General features: G+C 62.4%; 18 protein-coding genes. 2 read left to right on the top strand and 16 right to left on the bottom strand.

Features of this window, described 5'->3' with window-relative positions; all coding sequences use genetic code 11:
• Positions 1 to 11: 11 nt before the first annotated feature.
• Positions 12 to 1,784, bottom strand: a complete 1,773-nt coding sequence (locus HW466_RS25515) for a histidine kinase (RefSeq protein WP_151003882.1) — start codon at positions 1,782 to 1,784, stop codon at positions 12 to 14.
• An 81-nt stretch (positions 1,785 to 1,865) separates the two neighbouring features.
• Positions 1,866 to 3,278, bottom strand: coding sequence for a response regulator c-di-GMP phosphodiesterase, NosR family (gene nosR / locus HW466_RS25510; RefSeq protein WP_151003883.1), 1,413 nt, complete (start codon positions 3,276 to 3,278; stop codon positions 1,866 to 1,868).
• 232 nt (positions 3,279 to 3,510) lie between these two features.
• On the opposite strand from nosR, the gene HW466_RS25505 reads away from it, so the two are divergent.
• Positions 3,511 to 3,804: an antibiotic biosynthesis monooxygenase family protein gene (locus HW466_RS25505; RefSeq protein ID WP_151003885.1), complete on the top strand. Its 294-nt coding sequence runs from the start codon at positions 3,511 to 3,513 to the stop codon at positions 3,802 to 3,804.
• Positions 3,805 to 3,915: 111 nt separating this feature from the next.
• Positions 3,916 to 4,650: an ABC transporter substrate-binding protein gene (locus HW466_RS25500; RefSeq protein ID WP_059451864.1), complete on the top strand. Its 735-nt coding sequence runs from the start codon at positions 3,916 to 3,918 to the stop codon at positions 4,648 to 4,650.
• Positions 4,651 to 4,817: 167 nt separating this feature from the next.
• On the opposite strand, the gene HW466_RS25495 is transcribed toward HW466_RS25500, so the two are convergent.
• The 14 genes from HW466_RS25495 to HW466_RS25430 form a co-directional block, all read right to left on the bottom strand.
• Positions 4,818 to 5,255, bottom strand: coding sequence for a hypothetical protein (locus HW466_RS25495; RefSeq protein WP_151003887.1), 438 nt, complete (start codon positions 5,253 to 5,255; stop codon positions 4,818 to 4,820).
• Between the two features lie 88 nt (positions 5,256 to 5,343).
• Positions 5,344 to 5,694 carry a hypothetical protein gene (locus HW466_RS31955; RefSeq protein ID WP_239006102.1) on the bottom strand — a complete coding sequence of 117 codons (351 nt, stop codon included), beginning with the start codon at positions 5,692 to 5,694 and terminating at the stop codon, positions 5,344 to 5,346.
• A 48-nt stretch (positions 5,695 to 5,742) separates the two neighbouring features.
• On the bottom strand, positions 5,743 to 6,765 hold the full coding sequence (locus HW466_RS25485; protein WP_170296638.1) for a formylglycine-generating enzyme family protein: 1,023 nt from the start codon (positions 6,763 to 6,765) through the stop codon (positions 5,743 to 5,745).
• A gap of 271 nt (positions 6,766 to 7,036) precedes the next feature.
• The gene (locus HW466_RS25480; RefSeq protein ID WP_151003891.1) at positions 7,037 to 7,432 is read right to left on the bottom strand and encodes a hypothetical protein; all 396 of its coding nucleotides are present in this window, start codon (positions 7,430 to 7,432) and stop codon (positions 7,037 to 7,039) included.
• Positions 7,416 to 7,709, bottom strand: a complete 294-nt coding sequence (locus tag HW466_RS25475) for a hypothetical protein (protein ID WP_151003893.1) — start codon at positions 7,707 to 7,709, stop codon at positions 7,416 to 7,418. The genes HW466_RS25480 and HW466_RS25475 overlap by 17 nt, the downstream gene beginning before the upstream one ends.
• A gap of 164 nt (positions 7,710 to 7,873) precedes the next feature.
• Entirely contained in the window at positions 7,874 to 8,404 is a 531-nt protein-coding gene (tssJ, locus tag HW466_RS25470) for a type VI secretion system lipoprotein TssJ (RefSeq protein WP_151003905.1), read from the bottom strand.
• Positions 8,405 to 8,495: 91 nt separating this feature from the next.
• Complete coding sequence (locus tag HW466_RS25465) at positions 8,496 to 9,203, bottom strand: hypothetical protein (protein WP_196489314.1); 708 nt, start codon at positions 9,201 to 9,203, stop codon at positions 8,496 to 8,498.
• Between the two features lie 422 nt (positions 9,204 to 9,625).
• Positions 9,626 to 10,096 (bottom strand): lysozyme inhibitor LprI family protein, encoded by a 471-nt coding sequence (locus HW466_RS25460; protein ID WP_170296639.1) that lies wholly within the window; start codon positions 10,094 to 10,096, stop codon positions 9,626 to 9,628.
• Between the two features lie 13 nt (positions 10,097 to 10,109).
• Complete coding sequence (gene tssG, locus HW466_RS25455; RefSeq protein ID WP_151003897.1) at positions 10,110 to 11,243, bottom strand: type VI secretion system baseplate subunit TssG; 1,134 nt, start codon at positions 11,241 to 11,243, stop codon at positions 10,110 to 10,112.
• Entirely contained in the window at positions 11,240 to 13,054 is a 1,815-nt protein-coding gene (gene tssF, locus HW466_RS25450; RefSeq protein WP_060346870.1) for a type VI secretion system baseplate subunit TssF, read from the bottom strand. Before tssF ends, tssG begins: the two co-directional genes overlap by 4 nt.
• A complete protein-coding gene (gene tssA, locus HW466_RS25445) occupies positions 13,051 to 14,646 on the bottom strand; it encodes a type VI secretion system protein TssA (protein WP_151003899.1) in 1,596 nt (531 codons plus the stop codon). The genes tssF and tssA overlap by 4 nt, the downstream gene beginning before the upstream one ends.
• The gene (locus tag HW466_RS25440) at positions 14,643 to 18,173 is read right to left on the bottom strand and encodes an ImcF-related family protein (RefSeq protein ID WP_244138237.1); all 3,531 of its coding nucleotides are present in this window, start codon (positions 18,171 to 18,173) and stop codon (positions 14,643 to 14,645) included. The genes tssA and HW466_RS25440 overlap by 4 nt, the downstream gene beginning before the upstream one ends.
• The gene (locus HW466_RS25435) at positions 18,170 to 19,204 is read right to left on the bottom strand and encodes a hypothetical protein (RefSeq protein ID WP_151003901.1); all 1,035 of its coding nucleotides are present in this window, start codon (positions 19,202 to 19,204) and stop codon (positions 18,170 to 18,172) included. The genes HW466_RS25440 and HW466_RS25435 overlap by 4 nt, the downstream gene beginning before the upstream one ends.
• A 153-nt stretch (positions 19,205 to 19,357) precedes the next feature.
• Positions 19,358 to 19,621 carry a PAAR domain-containing protein gene (locus HW466_RS25430; RefSeq protein WP_081060452.1) on the bottom strand — a complete coding sequence of 88 codons (264 nt, stop codon included), beginning with the start codon at positions 19,619 to 19,621 and terminating at the stop codon, positions 19,358 to 19,360.
• Positions 19,622 to 19,650 lie beyond the last annotated feature (29 nt).

Genomic DNA, 19,650 nt, shown 5'->3' with positions numbered 1-19,650 from the left:
TCATTGCGCGGTCATGCCTGCTGCCCGATCTCCGCTGCCGCATCCGCGCTGCCGGCCGCGCGTCGGATCGGCAGACGGACACAGAACGTCGTGCCGCGCCCCGGCTCGCTCGTCACATCGATTACGCCGCGATGACGCTCGACGATGCCGTGCGACACCGACAGCCCCAGCCCCGTACCCTGCCCGACCGGCTTCGTCGTGAAGAACGGATCGAAGATCCGCCGAACGACGTCAGGCGTCATGCCGGTTCCGGTATCGCTGATCGCGATCGACACCTGTTCGCCGTCGCTCGACGTGCGAATCGTGATCACGCCGCGCACCGGAATCGCGTGCGCCGCGTTGACCAGCAGGTTCATGAATACCTGGTTCAACTGCGACGGAAGGCATTCGACCTGCGGCACGTCGCCGTATTCGCGGACGATGTCGGCCTTGTACTTGAGCTCGTTGTGGACGACGTTGAGCGTGCTCTCCAAGCCCGCGTGAATGTCCACCACGCTCCACTCGCCGCTACCCGGTCGCGAGAAATCGCGCAGGTCCTGCACGATACGGCGAACCCGCAACGCGCCGTCGATCGATTCGTCGATCAGCGTCACGATCTCGTCGCGCACGTAGTCCAGATCGGCCGCGCCGCGCATCGCCGTCAGCGCATCGCGCGTCGCCGGTTCCAGCTGCGTCAGCGCGGCGTCATGCGCGGCGATCACGTCCAGCAGGCTTCGCACCCACGTTCTCAGCGTATTGAGGTTCGCGCTGATGAAGCCGATCGGATTGTTGATCTCGTGCGCAACGCCGGCCGCGAGCTGGCCGATCGACGCGAGTTTTTCCGATTGCAGCAACTGCACGTGGGTTTCCTCGAGTGCGCGCAGCAGGCGCCGCTGTTCGTCCTTCTCCTGTTCGAGCCGACTCTGGGCCGCCCGCCGTTCGTCGATCTCGGTCGCCATGTTCTCGCGCGTGCGCTGCAGCATCGCCGTCGTCTGTTCGTAGCGCCGCAACGCCGTTTCGAGCTCCGCGGTGCGCAGTCGAACCAGCCGTTCGAGCGTGTCCGTCATCCCGCGCAGGAAGGTCGTGCGCGCATCGAAGCGGCAGACGAGCAGCGTGACGATCAGCGTCGCCATCGTGAACAGCGCGATGGTCGTCGCGAGCCACGGCGCGTCGATGCCGTTCGCGGCGCCGCAGCGCGCGTCCGGCGCGAAATGCGCGGCCGCCATCGCCGTGTAGTGCATGCCCGTGATCGCGATGCCCATGATCAGCGCGGCGCCGATGCGCTGCGCCGTCGCATGGCGCGCCTGTTGCGCGCGCAACGTCTGCGCCATCCAGAGCGCGACGGTCGATGCGATCACCGCGACGCCGATCGACGCCGCGAACAACGCGGGATCGTAGCGAATGCCGGGGGCCATGTGCATCGCGGCCATACCCGTGTAGTGCATTCCGACGATTCCGGCGCCCATCAGCACACCGCCCGCCAGCAAGCGCCGGCGGCTCAACCGCGCGCGCGTGACGACGTTCAGCGCGAAATACGACACGAGCACGGCGATCGCCAGCGACGCGCCGGTATCCGGTAACGCGTAGCCCAGCGGAATCGGCAGCGACAGCGCCAGCATGCCGACGAAATGCATCGACCAGATTCCGGTGCCCATCGCGGCCGCGCCGCCCGCCAGCCACGCGCGCTTGAGCGCCGGATTCTCAAGCAGCGAAATGAATGCGGCCAGATCGAGCGCCGTATAGGAGGCCAGCGTCGCGATGACGAGCGACAGCAGGACTAGCAGCAGGTTGTAGGTGCCATGCATGATCGAGCGCCCCCGTCGAAATGAACGCGTTGCCGCGACGTGCGACCGCTCGCGCGCAGCGGCCGAGCAGTCCGCGCAACGTCACGCAGGCGGCGTGCCGGCCGGCGCTGGCGCCGACTCCGATGCTGCGGTGCCGGTCAGCACGAGGATGTCGAACGCCGTGCCTTCGCGCGCCTCGAAACGGCGCACGAGCTCGATCTGGTGCGCCGACATCACGCTGCCCTTCGTCATCAGCAGCACGCCGCGATGGGTGCGCAGATCATCGGCGAGCTGCATGCCCTCGCGCAGCTGCTCGGACCGGATTTCCGCGACGGACGCCGCGATGCGCAGGCTCGCCGGATCCCGCACCAGTTCGATGAAGCGCGCGACCAGCAACGGGTCGTAACGCACGCCGGCCTGAGAGTGCAGCACGTCGATCGCCTGCTCGATCGAATGCGGCGAACCGATCTCGCCGTTGCGCAGCCCTTCGAAATCGCGCGCGATCGCGACGATCCGCGAGCCGAGCGGAATCGCGTCGCCCACGAGTCCGTCCGGCGTGCCGCGTCCATTGAATCGCTCGTACTGGTGCAGCACGATCAACGCGACCTTGTGCAATTGCGCGACCGGTGTGAGGACCATCTGCGCGCGCAGCGGATGCTGCTGGAACAGGCTGTGTTCGTCCGTCGTCATCTTCACGATCGGCTTGTGCAACAGCTCGTCGGGCAGCGACAGCTTGCCGATGCCGTGCAGCAGCCCCGCGAAATACACGTCCTGCGCGTGCAGGCTGCTCATCCCCGCCGACAGCGCGAGACGGCGCGCGATTTCGCCGACGCGCATCGCATGCCCGCTCGCCGACCCGCAGCGCATCTCGATCATGCTCGCGCAGACCTGCACCATCGCGGTGAAACTGCTTTTCAGGTCGTGCTGCGCCGCTTCGAGAAACATCACGGTCTGCCCGAGCTCCTCGGTGCGCGCGCGAACCTGCGTTTCGAGTTCCGTGTTGAAGCGGCGCAGCGTTTCGTTCTGCGCTTCGGTCAGCGCCGCCAGCCGCGCGGCCTCGCCGCGCAGGCGCCGCTGTTCGAGCGCCTGCTCGATGGTCATCAGCAGGTCGTGGTCGTCCCACGGCTTGTTCAGGTAGCGATACACGCCGCCTTCGTTGACGGCCTCCACAATCGACGCGATGTCGGAATAGCCGGTGAGCAGGATACGCATCGTGTCCGGGTACAGCGAGCGGGCACGGGCCAGAAATGCCGCGCCGCTCAGGTTCGGCATGCGCATGTCCGACACGATCAGGTCGACCTCGGTCGACGCCAGGATGTCCAGCGCGGCCTCCCCGCTTTCGGCGGTCAGGATCTCGTAGCGCGCGGGCCGCAACACGCGCTTGAGCGCGGACAGCACGCTCGGTTCGTCGTCGACCAGCAGGATCGACGCAGGGGCCACGGCGTTGCCGGACGCGGCTTCGGCGATCGTTTCGGGTGGTGCATCATTCGTTCCGTTCATCGCGGATGTCGTCATGGCTGGCCTCGGAGTATTTATCTTCACTACCTCTGTGACATCGGCGCCTGACGCGCATTCCATATTGGGGAAAACGCTGATTCGTATGAGCCGATCGGCGGCATCGGGCGCACGGTGGATCGCGCGCGAGACGGCATCCGGAACGCGCGATGCGGACTTCCGGTATCGTTGCGGAACGCGTCGAGCATGGCGCGCCCCGTCGCATCATTCACCCCGCATGGAGCATTCATTCATGATTCTGGAAATGGCATCGCTCGAAATCGATCCGTCGCAGGCCGAGCAATTCGAATCGGCGGTTCGCCAGGCACTCCCGCTGTTCGCCCGCGCGCGCGGCTGTGGCGGCGCCGAGCTGCACCGCGTGATCGAGCGCGACGGCGGCTACCTGCTCGTCGTCAAATGGGACACCGTCGACGATCACATGGTGCATTTCCGGCAATCGGACGACTTCCAGGCGTGGCGGCAACTGGCCGGGCCGTTCTTCAAGAGCCCGCCGCAAGTCGTGCATACGGAAGTCGCGGCGAAGTAATCGAAGCGAAGCGATCGCCGCAACGCGCAAACCGATCCGTCGCACACGACGCTGCCTCGGCGCGCTGACCGTTCGCCGTTCCGGCCCATCCGATTCCATACGAGCCCTCTCATGACCATCGATCCTTCCGTTCTCTCCGCATTCACGCCGGCCGGCAAGCTGCGCGCATCGATCAATCTCGGCAATCCGATCCTCGCGAACCGCGACCCGGCCACCGGCGAGCCGTTCGGCGTATCGATCGACCTCGCGCGCGCGTTTGCCGAGCGGCTGTCGGCCGAACTCGAACTCGTCGTGTTCGACACGGCCGGCAAGTCGGTGCAGGCGCTGACCGACGAGCGCGCCGATTTCGGTTTCTTCGCGATCGATCCGCTGCGCGGCGAAACGGTCGCGTTCACCGAACCTTACGTGCTGATCGAAGGCTTCTATCTCGTGCGCGACGATTCGCCGATCCGCGACAACGCGGACGTCGACCAGCCGCACAACCGCGTGACCGTCGGCAAGGGCAGCGCATACGACCTGTTCCTCACGCGCGAACTGAAGGCCGCGCAGATCGTGCGCGCACCGACATCGCAGGCCGTCGTGCAGACGTTCGTCGAGCAGCAGCTCGAAGTCGCGGCGGGCGTGAAGCAGCAACTCGAGGCCGATGCGGCGAAGACGACGGGCCTGCGCCTGCTCGACGAGCGCTTCATGGTGATCCGCCAGGCAATGGGTGTGCCGAAGAGCCGCGGCGAAGCGGCCGCCGCGTTGCTCGGCGCGTTCGTCGAGGAGATGAAGGCGTCGGGTTTCGTCGCGGATTCGCTGCGGCGGCATGGAATCGTCGGCGCGTCGGTCGCGCCGTGTGCGTGATCGGCGCAAGCGTCAGCCATCCTTACGATGCGGTCGCGCCCGGTCGGTGCTGCCAGTCGGAAACGCCACGCCATCCTGGAGGCGCCCCCGCGCTCGCGCGGCTGAACGTCGTCATTGGCGAGATGCGGTGCGGTACGGGGTTTCGCCAACGGATACGGTGCGCACGTTCATGTCGCGGCGCGGAGTCCCGGCGCCGTTGCAACAGCAGGGGAACGAGGTGCTGTCGCCGCGGGGTGCGCGGGCGCCGGCGAGGCTGCGCGACCTGGCGCCGGATTCGGCGACGAAGCTGAAGAAGATGAAGGTGCCGACGAGCCCGGCTGGCTCGCGCGCGGCCTGTCGTCCCGCGAAGCTCGGCGAGCGGCCAAGTCGGCCTGCTCTGCGCTGCGCTGGGCAGTGCGCTCGGAGGACAGGCGCGTCGCTTCGGGATCCGGATTGATCGTGTTGACGCGGATGCGTTCGATGCCGCCCACGCCCGCGAGCCGGTTCAACGGCACGTAGTTCGTACGAAATGCCAGTTCGACGCCGCTGCTCAGGTTGACGTCCGCTTGTGAGCCCCCGGTGGTCTGCGTTCGGTTGCTCGACACGTAACCGATCGTGCTCTGCACATTGGCCTCCGCTCCCCGGGGCCCGAAGCGGGCGCCCCCGCACTACGGTCGTTGGCGGCAGCACTGCTCGCACCGATATGAAAATTTATCACGGCGTTGAGCCGCCCGCTCTCGATGATAATGCGCTGCAGGCCCATCTGTACCATCGTCGCGAGCAACTGCTGGTGCGGGCCAGCACCTGCTGGGCGAGCAGCACCAGGCGTTCGAGGAGCGCCGAATCGGGCCGGCCTACATGCATCGCACGCCGCTGGTTGTGTTCGGCGATGAAGTGATCGACGATCGACGCGATGCGCTCCGACCGCTCCCGCAGCGGCGGTATCTCGATCCGCACGACGTTGAGCCGATAGACTAGAAGACCGCCATAAACCAGTTCGCTATCCTTCACGCAGATCGATTTACCAATTACAGCACGACCCCATTCCAGATTTAGACTATGCAATTAACCACTCCTTTGGAATCTTAGGAAAGAGGGTGGTCCGAGAATAATTTACTTGACTAGATTAACCGGCTCTTCAGAATTAACAACACACCGCCACGAAAAACCTCCTCTAGGGAGCGGTCGAGGCTTTCCCATCAACAAATCTGTATATGGCTCTCCGTCCGCAGGATCTATTGCAAGGCTTGGATCCCACGCACGTCGAGTCACACTGTTATTAAAATGACCCTTGGGCTCGTCATTTGAGGCGCTGCGTGCAACCTTCCATTTTCCACTTCCCGGTCCCCTGGGATTTTTCTCTGGACTAGCTTCATAATAATTGCTTTGATACCAGTCACCCACCCACTCGTACCCGTCAGAACTCATGTCATATAGCCCCAACGGATTGGAGGGGAATAGGCCAACCGGATAATTTTCGACCATTTTTCGCACCCCTCCCTTGTTTCGATTTTCCGAAAGTGGCGTAATCAGCGCCCTTTGATTGGAATCGTCAATATTTCGGCCAAAGTCCAAATTGCCGTCATTTGTTGAAAAAAGAAAATTTTGCCCACGACTTCGTGCTGCATACTCCCACTGAGCCTCGGTAGGGAGATCAAACGGAACCCCAGTGAATTCTCCAAGCCATTGGCAATAATCTCTTGCCTGTTTCCACAATGCGCCTGCAGGAACGAGCGCATTTCGATATGGCAACGCGTCATCATCAAGATGGGGTTGACCGTTCGCGTCGAGGAACACATCAAATTCTGAAAATGTTGTTTTAAATCTACCGATACTAAAAGATGATAGCGTTACCTTGTGAAGCGGCTTGTTGTTCTCCCATGGGGTAAACGGGAGCTGTTCCTTTGTCATCAAGGATCCGAAGTCTCCCATCATATAGGTTCCACCACGAACAAACACAAGATCCTCTAATACTTTGCGCTTCAGTTTCTCAATTCGTTCTTGAATTGATCCTTGTTGAAGTCCAAGAAGGCTCTCTTTTAATGCGTTCGACTGACTAACTAGAGGGAGATGCCTAGCTATATCGATCGATTCGGTTTCAGGCGAAATAATACGAGGCCTGGTTGGTGGATACACTTCCTTTCCCTCAGATTCATGCGCGCTTAACATTACGGATGCGCAGAGTGCACATAATAGATACGAAACATACCACTTCACTTTAAACCTCGTCGGTATAGTAAGCGCCCCAGCCTCGGGAAGCATATAAAGGATGATCGTGCTTACCTAGTTGAGTGTCGTAAGCAACGGACGTTGCCGCTAACAAAATGTGGCCATGAGGAACATCGTGATCCAAGCACTCATCAAGCCCTTGTACCATCCGTCAAAATTACCTGACAAAGCCAACGATCTAAAGGCAGTTATCCGCCTCTTTGTTGCCCGATCGCACATCCAACACCGCACCGATCAACGAAGACACTCCACTGAGATATCCCGTTACTGCCTTGAGATTGGCCAGCGTTCGCGCTGCGTCCTCGGCGAGCGCCGTCGCCGCTCTCGTCGAAACCTGAAGACATGCCGATGTCGCAGAAAATCGGCTCGCTACGAGCGATGCATAGTCCTCGCCCGACTTGTCGGTCTTCGAAAGTGCGGCACCGAAGGACACCACCTCGATGAATGCGAGGGTCCCCGCAAGCCAAACCGCTCCGGCTGCTTCTGCTCCTTCCGACGTTACCTTTACGGCATTCCACTTCGCACGATGCAACTGGCCTCGTTCATCGGACGCCAGATTATCCAGCGCGCGCATACGCGCTAGGGGCAGGAACACCGCGCAGACGCAGCGCGAGGAAATCCGCCTTCAGCTTGTTGAACATCGGCAACTCGGTTCTGACCGCCGCTTTCACAAGCTCGATCGCGTCCGCGTGGCTAATGCCGACGCGCATCAACATCGCCCCGCGAAGCAGGTAGCCTTGCCATACGTCGCCTAGCTGATCCGCTACCACCTCGACTTCGTCACCTTCATTGAACACGGATATGGGACCGCACGCTGCTTGCGCGCATACCAGTGGGGCGGCGAGCTCCATGGGTTTGCGTAAGCCAGCGCCATCGCACGTAGGCCATCCCGCTGCGCAAACACTCAGGGAACTTGCGGCCGACCCCGGCTACGCAATCGAGCGGTGAATACCCTTTCGAGGCCGTCGGTGTCGTTCCGACTGCATTCATGTGGCTGCTCCGTTCAGGTTTGACGTCATCGGGAAGTGCTCTGCGGTGCGCTACCGGACGCGATGAGCAACTGATCGACCAGTTCGAGTTTCAACGGCTTATCGGCGTCGAGCTTCTTTTTCTCGACCACGTATTTCCAGCCGTCTCCGTTGCCCGGGTTTCGGTAGAACGCAACGATCGCCACGTACTTCGTGTCGGCCTGCATCGGCTGCGTGAGACTCGCGGATGCGCCCGGGTTCATCACGGAGGCCATGCTCGTTTGCAGGTCCTGCGCGAGCACGGTCCGGTCGTTCTTCAGCAGATCCTCGTACGATGCGCCGTCAAACATCTTCCGGTCCTTGAGCTGGTATACGCGCACGGCGACCGACGTCGGACGGCCGGCGTCGTCCGGATTCAATGCTTCGCGCGCCGAAAGATCGATGTTGAGCACCTTCACCTGCTTGAAGAACACTGCGTGATATGTGCTCGAGGAGGCGTCCGAGACCGCCTGCCACGCGCCGCAGGCCGACAGCAGCAGAACGGACAACATTGTTGAGACAGCAAAACGGATAGGCATTGATGATCCTGAATCGTGCATGTAGGTAGTCGAATCAGCAGAGTCGAAGAGCATGTATGTACCCCGATCAGCTATATCGAAAAACATACGGTTAGTGCTTGTCTCGCCAGATTGCGGACAGCGACTCGAAGAAACTGGGATCTTCTCCGACTTCGTCTGGCGTCCATCGACGGGGTGAGTCGAACTTCACCCATCTGACATTCTTGGGGTGGTCCTCAGAAACGTTACCCGAAGACAGCTTTGCTTTGTGGGTCATAAAGTTGACGCTGACCTCCGAAACTTCACCGGAGTTACGCATAACCGACATCTCGTCATACCCGATCAATTCGAACCTCTGATTTTTCCAACGAAATTTGTAGGTGCTGTCCCCCATTTCCCATGTACCCGCGCTGGCAAAGCGATGAAGTGTCAAATTCAGGGATCCTCGATCAATCGAGACATTACCCTCATGCAAAACGTCATCGAGACACGGGGATTCTCTCCTCGGTATTAGCGTATGGTTTTCCAACGCCAGCGCATAGCTTCCATCAGGGCGCGAGAACGCCACCGCCAAAATTCTGGGATTCGTGTCGAGCGGATTCTCACACATGTCATCGTGAGTAACGATGTTACGCGGATCATTCTGACGTAGGACCATCACAAGATCCTCACGTTTGGCTCCTGTCAGATCGCCCTTCCGCAGCAGTTCAAGTTTCCATCCGGGCGGTACGAAACCCTCCGGCCCGTTTGCTCGTTTGACCAACTGTGGATACACGACTGCCGGAACATCCCAAGCCAGTACGCAAGTCGACGCGACCACGAGCCAAATCGTCGATAACGTCCGCGGGAGCCAGCACAACTGTTTGCAAATTAAGAGTCTCATTCGATTTCCGATATTTCAGTCACTAAAATTAATCTGATAACCAAACCGTCTGGCAGCGCGCGGGTAAACCGAGATGCAGCAACAGACGGGTGTTAGCCTGACCGATTGCCGCTTGTGGCGTGTATCGCGGCGGCACTTCCATGCACCGGTGCACATCAGCATCGGCACTGATATATAGCGGCGAGAATGCCGTCAATTCGTGGTGCAGCCGTGGGTCTGCCAATAGGTCGGCTGCTTGCTGCGCATTCCCGTGACTCCGCCGCAGCGCAATGCTCTCGTCACCTCGCTATCGCACACGACGCGCTCCATTCGAGCGTCGCTGCGTCAGCGAACAGCGACCGATGACCTATGATTAAGACTCACTCGCCAATACCGAGATCCGTCAGCATTTGATCTGTCCGGGCGAATTTCCGCAACTCTTCGGCGCGCTGTTTGGTTAGATCGAGCAGGCAGCTCTGAATCATGTAGTCGTGCAATGCCCCACGATAGTAAGCAGAACGAACACTACAATTGGCGTCTCGAAAAGCGATCCACTTGCGTTCGGACTCAATGAGCGCCTGCTTGACATCCGGTTGCATATTCAACTGCTTCATAAGACCCTGATAGAGAAGGTTGAGTCTCGCATCGGCCTTGTCGACAAACACCTTCAAGCAGCTGGATGACCCGTCTGATGGGCAATTTGGTACAAGATCATCGGCCCTTTCCCGTGGGGCTATCAATCTTTGATAATCGTCACGAGCGTCCCCCGTGGTAGTGCCAGCAATAGCAGCTACAGAGATGACCGAGCACAAGGCGGACGCCAGGATTGCAGGAGTGAAACGGATGGACATCGGCATTCTCCGGTCATGCATGGCATGGATTCAGGTGTGGATTGGTCCCGGGCGTGGGAAACGCCTCATAAACGCCGAGTGCGATGTTGATGATGCGCTCCTCGTCGGCGGGTAGTACGGTTGTCCAGCCAAGGCGCGGTGCCGGGCCCGTTGACGCGGCGCCGATGGAAGGTTCCGGCGCAAGCCGCGAGGAGACCTCCATGCGCAGGTATACGTCGGCCTTCACGCCCACATACAACTGCACAAACGCCATCAGTTCGCGATGCAGCCATGCGCCAGGCAGGAGATCGTGGGTCTGGCCGCCATCGGCCGGACGCAGCGTGACCCGCACCGCGCGGCTGCGATACGCGAGTCGCCGGCCCAGCACGTAGCCGCCCCCCAGCCCCCGGCGTGCGTCGTGTTCCGAATCAGCAGCATGGCTCGCGGACGTCAGCGGTCGCGGCTCTCCGGCGCGCGTAACCGCCGGAAAGAATTCGTCGACGCGCACTCCGACACCAGGCACGGCCAGCGCGATGACGCCAGCGAGGCCCTCGGGCGTGCGCGTATGCTGGATCAGGAGCCCCAGCAGCGCGAGCATCCGCGAATCCGGCAGGCCGGCGCGCTGCGGCTTGTCGCCCCACCCGAACCCAGCCAGGCACAGCAGATTGCGCGAATGCGCATCGGCGCCGCCAGCTCGGAAACTTTCCGGATAGCGGTACTTCTTCCACGCACGGTACAGCAGCGTGACGTACCGGTGATTGAACTGGTCGAGAAACGCTTCAACCGCCTCATGCCCCTCTTCGCGCAGCGCGATCTCGTCGATCATGTGCGACGGCACCGCCGCATCGACGCCGTACAGACCCATGAACGTCGTGCGCACGGTCGGGAGCGCATCCGGCCCGAACGTCTCCACCCTGTCGTCGAACTCGACCGACGCGACTTCGCCTGCCGGAAAGCCCATGCGCGGCCGCGGCCGGAATCGTACCGGTTCATGCTCGAGGATATCCCGTGCTCCCAGCCCCGGCCGATCGGGAACACGAGCCTCAAGCAGCCTGCACAGCTGCATGAAGTTCATGCGCGGTGCGCGCGCCAGCAGCAACGCGACCAGCGGGTCGAGATGCGGGAACTCGTCCCCCAAGGGGACTTCCTTCGGGGTACGCGGACTCATAGCGGGGCCCGCTGGGCTTTGCTACGCGGCCAGCTCGTGCGGGTCTGCGACGGCAGGCTCACGATCGACAGCCTGGTGAACAGGTTGATTTCCGCATACTGCGCGAAGAACCGGTGCAGCAGTTCGCCGAACAGCATCACGTCACCCTCGCCCGCAAACGCATGCGAATCGAGCGTCACCTCGATCAGCACGCCGCGCTCGACCGAGCCGCCTGTCACCTCCTCGAGCAACTCCTGCGAGACCCACAGGATGCCTGCGAGCCGCCGGCGGTTCAGCTCATCGTCGGTCCAGTCGTACAGTGCGAGGGCACCGCGCAGCACTTCCGCATTCATCATCGACAGGAAGTTCGGCGCCAGATGCGACAGCACGCGCCACTGAAAGCGGTCTTCAGTCGGCGGATACAGCGGCAAGGTCGGCGAGACGAGATTGCGTACGCCGGTGACATTCGGCGTGCTGGCAGCGAGCTCGTTCAGACTCGCTTCCCGCAGCCCCTTGCGTGGCAACAACCCGTTCGTACCCGTCACGCGCAGCGACAGGCTCTCCTCCGGCAGCGTGTCCATCGTCTCCCAGGCATGGCCGCCAAGAATTACCCACGTCTCATGCATGCCCGACACGCCCGGCCGCACGCGCGTATGGAAGTAGCGCTCCGGCGCCTCGTGCCGCAGCATGCCGCCGCGGTGCCGGAAGGTGGCGAACGGCACGTATTCATATCGCTCGGCCGTGTCGTGGTCGAATGTCGCAATGGCGTCGACTGAATAGGTTTCGACGTGCTCGCCCTGATGACCTGCCGGGACCACGCGATATTCGGTTTCGTGATGATCGATCCCGATCGGTTCGGCATCCAGTTCGAACAGGTTGATCACCGGGCTGCAGAAGAGACGCACGTTCTCGGCGTTGAAGCGCTGGTCCGACGGATACGCGTGCTTCAGCACGATTTCCAGCTCGAAGCGCGTCGAGCTTTCGGGTAGCTTCGTGATGTCCAGTCCGCACAGGTCGACGAACAGAAATTTCTCGCGGAACGTGAAGTACTCCAGCAGCAACTGGTAGCCGGAGAACGCGGCATCGGCCTTCGGCCAGAGCCGCTCTTCGGTCGAAAAGCCGGCCGGCTCGATCGTGACGCCGGCGAGCGGCAGCGATTCGCCATCACGGATTTCCGGAATGCGCCAGGAGATTGCATCGACTTGCCGAGTCAGCGCGAGATGCATCGCGAACGCGGTCGGCAGATCCGCATTCAGGTGCAGGCGCAGTCGCGACAGGTCCGTTTCCTTGCGGCGCGCCGAGCCGTGGAGTGCGAACCCGAGCCGGAGCACCGAGCGGCCATCGTGCCGGACACTCGGGCCGGCATGCGTGATCGAGAGCGGCTGCAGCGTCACGGGCTGCGTGGTTCGGTACAGACACTGGACAGTCTTCGGCGTCGAGCCTTCGGCGCCGGCCGGCGGCGGTACCGCGATCGGCGCGGAGCGGACCGGTACGCCGGCTGGCACGATTTCGGTTTTCTGGAGCCTTTCCGCGAGCGGGATCAGCTCGACCACCGACAGCGACGGAATCATCCGCAGGTAGTGAGGCCACAAGAGGCTCACGAGGCCCTCGGTGAGCTCCGGCAGCTCGTCGTCGAGCTTCTGCCGAAGCCGGCCGGTCAGAAACGCAAAACCTTCGAACAGCCGCTCGACATACGGATCGCGATCGCCCACGCGATCGAGGTTCAGCAGGCGCGCGCGATCGGGGTGTGCTTTCGCGAATTCCTTGCCGGATTCGCGCAGATAGCGCATTTCCGCTTCGTAATAGCGCAGGATCGGATCGTCGTTTTTCATTTTTGTGAAAGTGTCAGTGTCCGGGCCGGATCGAGCACGGTAAGTTCCGCGTGCAGTTCGCCGATGCGACGGGCGAGCGCCGGCTTGTCGGCATCCTTGCGGGTACTCATCGCTTTCAACGCCCGCACGAGTTGCTGCTTGACCTCGAAGACGAGCGCCGGCTCCCAACACACCAGCGGCAGCGACCGGGACGACGCGTCGAGCTCGGTGAGCAGCGCCAGCGCCGTATCCGGGCGGCTGGCATGGTCGGCCAGGCGCGCCATCACGAGCCGCTGCAGGTAGCGGTGGCGCTCGGTCTTCATGCCCGGCAGCGCTTCGAGCCACCCGAAGGCCGCCTCGATGCCTTCGCGCGCGGTCAGTTCGCGCGCCTGCGCCTCGATCTCCGGCCAGTCGCCTGCCGTGCCGTCGTCGTTGCCCGCCGACACCGCCAGCGGCGTGACGGACTCGCCCGCTTCCAGATCGCGCACGACTGCGTGCCGCGCGATCCACTCGAGCGTTGCGTCGTCGGCGAATGGCGTGCCGTCGTTGAACGCCAGCCGTTCGATGCCGGGCAACCGTTCAAGGAACAGCGCGAAGTCCGCGCGTAGCAGTTCGCGCCAGCTGTGATAGGGCGCGCCAACATGATCGAGCGCGACGTGCTGGAAGTACTGCAGGTCGAACCACAGGTGGTTGACGCCCTCCATGAACGCGCCTTCGACACGTTCGAGCAGTTCGTGCCATTGCTTCTGCAGCACGAGCCGTTTCATCTGCTGGCGAAGTTCGCCGCGGGGCGGCACGAGGCGCGTGCGCAAAGCAGCGTCTGCCGGCGGCACTTCGTGCAGCGTATCCCAGCGGACGCTGCGCACAAGCCGTACCGACGGCAGATAGCCGTTTTCCTCCTGGTCACGAAGCCAGACTGCCATCGTGCGCGCCTGGTCCAGCAGGTCTCGCGTTGAAGTGGGCGCGCTGGAAACCGTAGTCGCCGCAGACGGCGCTGGGGACGTTGCCGTGTCCTGCTCGGCGCTGCGAGTGGATTCGTTGTTCCGCTCGAACCGAGAGACGAGCGGTTGCAGGTTCGGGCGCGCGGCATCGGGCCACGCCCCCGTGCGTGCGACGAGTACGTCGAGCGCGGCAAGTGCGCGTTCGAGATCCGTCGGCGCGAACGCGCCGCGGCTTTCCAGCAGCTCGATCATGCGGGCGGTCGCCAGCATCTCGAGTGCGCCCTTCCTCGCCTCGGCGCGAGCGGGCAGCACCGCTTCCCCGAACCGGTCGACGAGCGCCGCGGCGAGTTCAAGCCCGTCGGCAAAGCCCGCCGGACCATCCTGCCGCAGACGGGCGAACGCGTAGTAACCGGCCAGACGCAGATCCTTGCCGGTCTCCTTGAGCAACTGCTCGCAGGACCGAACGATCAGGCCGTCATCGATGCCGGAGAGCTTTTGTGTCTCCTCCCGCAGCTCGAAGAACGCGTCCTCGTAGCCTGGATCGCGCCCCACGCCGGTGTCGCCCACGAGCGGCAGCAGCCACGCGTTCCACGCGTCGAGTCGCGCGCGCGCGAGCTGCTCGGCGTCGTCGCGCGCCGGAAAGAGGCTTTTGAACAGTCCGCCCAGCATCATTCGACCTCCGGCAATGCACCGCGCGGCAACGGCATGGCGGCATGTTTGGCCGCAGCGATCGCGGAAGGCGGCAACGGTGGCGGACTGGTCTCCGACAACTTCGGGGCCGCCTTCGCCGCGCCCGTGACGAAGACCCGGGTGGGCAGCGTGAAGTGGCGCAATTGCAGCACCTCCAGCGGCCCGGCACCTGCCTCGCTGCGCAGTTGGACTCTCAGCGGGATACCCTGACTCGTATCGGGCGTCCAGGTCATCAGATAGCGCGCACTGTCCTGCTGCGCCACCTGTGCACGCTCCAGCAGCCGGATCAGGCCAAACCGCCCCTGCGAATCGAGCGCCGTGCGCAAGCCTCCCTTCTCGGTTTGCCATTCGATGTGGGACAGATTCTCCAGCGACTGTCCGGGCCACTCGAACGGTGTCCACTCCTGCTTCTGGTTGAAGTAATGCAGCTCGCGCCCGGACAGCACGAATTTCATGTCCGTGACGCCCGGTGTCGGCACAGGCTGCAGCTCGTATCGCACATGTGCATCCCCGGACGGAAACATCACCGTCGAGACACGCGCGAGCTTGTTCAGGCTGTTCAGGAAACCCGGATCAATGGTCAACGCACCGTGGTCGGCACCTTGCGCGGCCACCCACCGGTCTCCCTGCCGCTCAACGACGCCGGCGAGCTGGGTCGTGACGAACTGGGCGATCACTCCGTTGTCCGGCCGCATGAAGCGGGCCATCTCGGGCAGCGACGCGTCGTTGTCGGAGTCCGCGAACGGATAGCGTCCGCCGAATGCCTTGTTCCAGTCCGCGACGATCGCTGCGCGCCAGATTTCGTTCAGGCTGGATGCAGCCGGCTGCACGACCACCTGCCACGCCTGGTCGAACGGTGCCCGGAAAAGTTCACCGAACCCCGCCCATTGCTCGCCGAGGCTCGCGGCCACGCGACTCGCGTAGTCGCGGCTGTCTGAAATCTCGGAGGTCTTGCCTTGCAGGACCGACTGCGCGGCTAACCGCGCAATGGCGTCCGGATCGGCACCGGAGACAATCTGGGACGCCTTCAGACGCATCGCGGTGACCCGCTCGAGATAGCGCGCGAGACTCAGGTCACCCGTCGCCGCCAACTGCGCGGCAGCCTTGCCGTTGGCCGGCGGGCCAGACACCAGATCGCTGCCGGTCAGGCGCAGGATCGGGCTGAAGGCTGCGACGAGTGGCGCAAGCTGCGGCTGGACCTGTTTCGACGGGTCCTTCTCGCCTGTGCCGACGAGCTGCTGCGCCTTGGTGATCAGGTTGTCGGCAAGCGACTGCGCGTTCGCCCCCGCGCCCGCCTGATAGACGATGGCGTTCATCAACGCGACGAGCGGCGAGCGTTGCGGGTCGCCTAGCAGCGTCAGCTGGTCGGCGGTGGCCGACAGCGTCGGTGCCGGTTGCCACCGCAGGCTATTAAGGAACAGCGCCCAGGCGCGCGTGTAATCGTCGAAGTAGCGTTGACGCAACTCTGCTTTGAGCGTTGAGGGCGACTGGTTGCCGGTCTTGGTATCCGACAATACCCAATCGCCCGACACGTCGCGCTGCGCGCTGGCATCGTCGATCGCCTTCGAAATTCGTTCGTCCCAGGCTGCGCGTGTGAATACGCCCGGAATCGTCGCCGTCGTGTTGAACAGACCGCGGCTTGTCGTGTCGCCGAGCAGTGTGGCGAGAGACACCGGCGGATACTTGGGCGTCGCGTCGTCGAGGATCTGCTGGTAGAGCGCGTCCTTCGAGTTCTGGATCCCGCGTACACCAATGACCGTTTGTCGGGCTGACGCGATCAGGTTGCCGTCGGGCACGATGGCCAACGCGGTGGCATTCGATGTCGAATCGCGACCGAGGTGGTTCGCGAAGAACGCGATCGCGTGCTGCCGGAGGTCTTCCCAAGTACCGGGCGACAGGCTTGAGTTGACTGGACGGGCGGGCGCGGCTGTCGCGACCAGCTGCGGCGCCAGAAAGCCGGCAACGGCATGCTGCGGCCTTGCCAGCATCAGGTAGGCCTTGAGCGTGTCGTACGCGGCCTGCACCTGCGCGTTACCGCCGCTGGCGATCTGCGCATCGGAAAGAGACCCGAGCTGACGCAGCCGTTCTTCGAGCTTCTGACGGATCGGGGCGACGAGGATGCGGTTCGCCGCGTTGGCATAGCTGGGCCACAGCGCGTCGAGTAGTGCGCTGTCACGATTCAGGCCGAAGCGCGTGTTCCATGGCACGCCGTCGCGCTGATGGCCTTCGAGCGTATCGATCTGCCGGTCAAGACCATGGAGAGTTTGCAAAGCCTGCGTGCCGTCCTGAACGGTCGACAGCTGCGCAACGGTATCGGCCGCGCTCTGGATCGCTGCACGGTTGACGAATCCCGACAGCATCGTGCCGGCGATCCAGCAGCCGACCAGGCCGGTCGTGATCCATGCGGCTGCCGTCGACAGCGAGAAGCCGACGCGGCGGCCGTGGATTCGGTGACTGTGTTCAGCGACGGTCTGCCAGATCGTGCGATGTTGAGGGCCGACTATCGGCTCGTCGTCGTTTGCGTCGGTGGGCGCTGGCGGCGCCAACTCCCGTTCCTTGAACAGCGGTGCGAAAAGCAGCCCGTGCACCGCGTGCCGCCAGATGCGGGACTGGCCGGTTTGCAGCACCAGACCCGACAGTGCGCTACGAAGGTTCGAAATATGCCGGGACAACTCGGCCGGATAGCGATCGTGGGCATCCTTCGTCAGCCGTACGACACCGGCATCCGCCAGGTTATAGGCGAGCGCCTGCAGGGACGTGTCGATCTCGTCCGCGTTGACGCGCGCGTTCGACCAGGTGAAACCGATCGCCTCGTCGGGACTCGTCGTTTCGCTGCCGAAATCGGTAACGTTGAGGAGATACGCGGGTGCGGCCCAGCGCAGCGCGCGGGCATGGCGCGCGAGTCGTTGCGAGAGGCTATCGGCATCGAACGGAGCATTGGCCGAGCTGCGGTTACGCGTCACGACCACGATCGCGTCGATCGGGCGCCGACGGCGCAATCGGCGAATCTGGTCGAGCCACTCGGTCTCGAGCGTGTCGCGGGTTTGCCTGGCGTACAGCAGGACCGTGTTGCCGGTGATCAGATACCCCGCGTCGACGAGTCCCGGTGCCACGCGTTTCACCAGCGGCAAATCGCCGGCGATCAATACCCAGCGATCCCGGTAGCGCCAGCGCCAGCCGTGGCGGTAGGCAAGATTGTCTCGCAGGGCGACGGCTCGGGCAGACGCGTCCTGAGACTTGTGGAGTTCAGGTTTCCCTTCTGGCTGTGGGGGTTCCAGACCTTGTTCTTTTGACTGGCGTTGGAGGTCAAGGCGAATCTGTTGCCTCCGTGGAAGCACAATGGCAAGCAGAATCAGAGAAACGAGCACAGCGCCGACAAGGATGCGACCATAGCTATTGAACCATCGCAGGAGCTGAACCTCGTCTACCGTTAGATAGACAAACAGCGTCGCCGCAACCGCAATTCCCAGTATGACGAGCCACCGGCCCCACGCATACTTATTGTTCACGTCGATTGATCCTTTGCCTTTTCCGGCAGAAGCGTACAAAGCACCGAACGCTTGCTGGCGCTGTCACAAATTGCAGCGAGCTGTGGTTTCCCGCTTCGCAAACCCATTTCGACAGCGATCGCAAGAGTGAGCCAGGGACTCACCGGCCCGGGTATGCCAAGTACCTCGTCCATATCGCGTATCGCGGCCTCTTTCGTTGACAGACATCTACCCATTTCCAAACGCAGTGCGGACACTGCCTCCATATCGAGCGCGCCGAGCCACGCACATTGGATAGAATTGCGTCCAACCTGGAACTTTGTGGCTTGGTGAAGATCTGCACCGATCTCGCTGGTCGCTGACAGCATCGGTCGCAGAAGGCGACAGCCCGCGAGCGCGTTCTCGTCGCGCGTCCGAACGGCAGATTGCATTGAGCACATCAGAATCCCCGCGACGCCCTCGCTATAACCAGGATTGACGCCAGCCGTCCAGAACTGGCCGGCAATGATCAGCGTCGGCGGCATGTTGTTCTGGTCGACATAGATCGATAGTGATGACAGATCTCCCGATGCTGGGATGCAGTCCACGGAAAGCCGGATCGGATGGGTGGAAAGCACGGCGCGGACTGCGACGTCCCATTGAGCCATGTCTTCCGCCGACTTTTCATCAAGCAACACCAAGACATTCAGACTTCGAACAGCCAAGAGCTGCTTCGAAAAGCGATCTGCGATCAGAGCGATAACCGTCTCGTGCCGCTTTTCAGCCGCGATCGGCTCCAGACAATCAAGTGCGCGGCCTCTGCCCAGATTGACCGGGAATGAATAGTCCAGCCTTTCCCATCCGTCAGTGTTCTCCACGCCACCAGGCAAGCAGGTTGCATTAGCAACGAAAATGCCTCGATTTGCCCATGTGTGCCACAGCGACATCAGTCGCTCGTTCTCACGTACACGCTCTTCGTGTTCAAGTTGACGTTGCTCCCAGTCATTCAGCTTCACGCCGAACAGGATGGCGAACAGGCTTAGGGGCGCACCGGCCACCAGCGTCCAGAACATCGCCGTGTGCGTGGTCCGGCCTTGAGGCCAGAAAAATACGACTGCTGCGAAACTAAGGCCGAAGACAGCCACGAAAACCAGTGACCATATCCGCCAATCGATGGGTTTGGGCAGCTCAGACGGTGACAGTTCGGGTATTGGCCATGGCATCGGTTAGCCTGCGAGCAACGTTGTGTGGCGGGCAAAGATCCGGCATCCACAAGCGGCCCGACTCAGGTGAGTCACGAGATATTTACCGTTATCCGTCATGGTCGGATCGCCTTCAACAATCGGGTTGACTCCGTGTCCGTCGCGCGGGCAGTTGACCAGATCGCCAACGAGCGCCGCGCGCTTGCCCCTTTCGATGATCGTCGAGGTTGCAGTCATGACATAACCGTCGTGATCAGTGGGATCACCTTCAAATACAAGGCCTTTCATAGTGGGTAGATAGATTTATCAATCGCCGA

The sequence above is a fragment of the Burkholderia territorii genome (assembly GCF_902833055.1).
Classification (GTDB): domain Bacteria; phylum Pseudomonadota; class Gammaproteobacteria; order Burkholderiales; family Burkholderiaceae; genus Burkholderia; species Burkholderia territorii.
The sequence above is the reverse complement of the archived record's forward strand: the minus strand, read 5'-3'. Positions and strand labels throughout refer to the sequence as shown.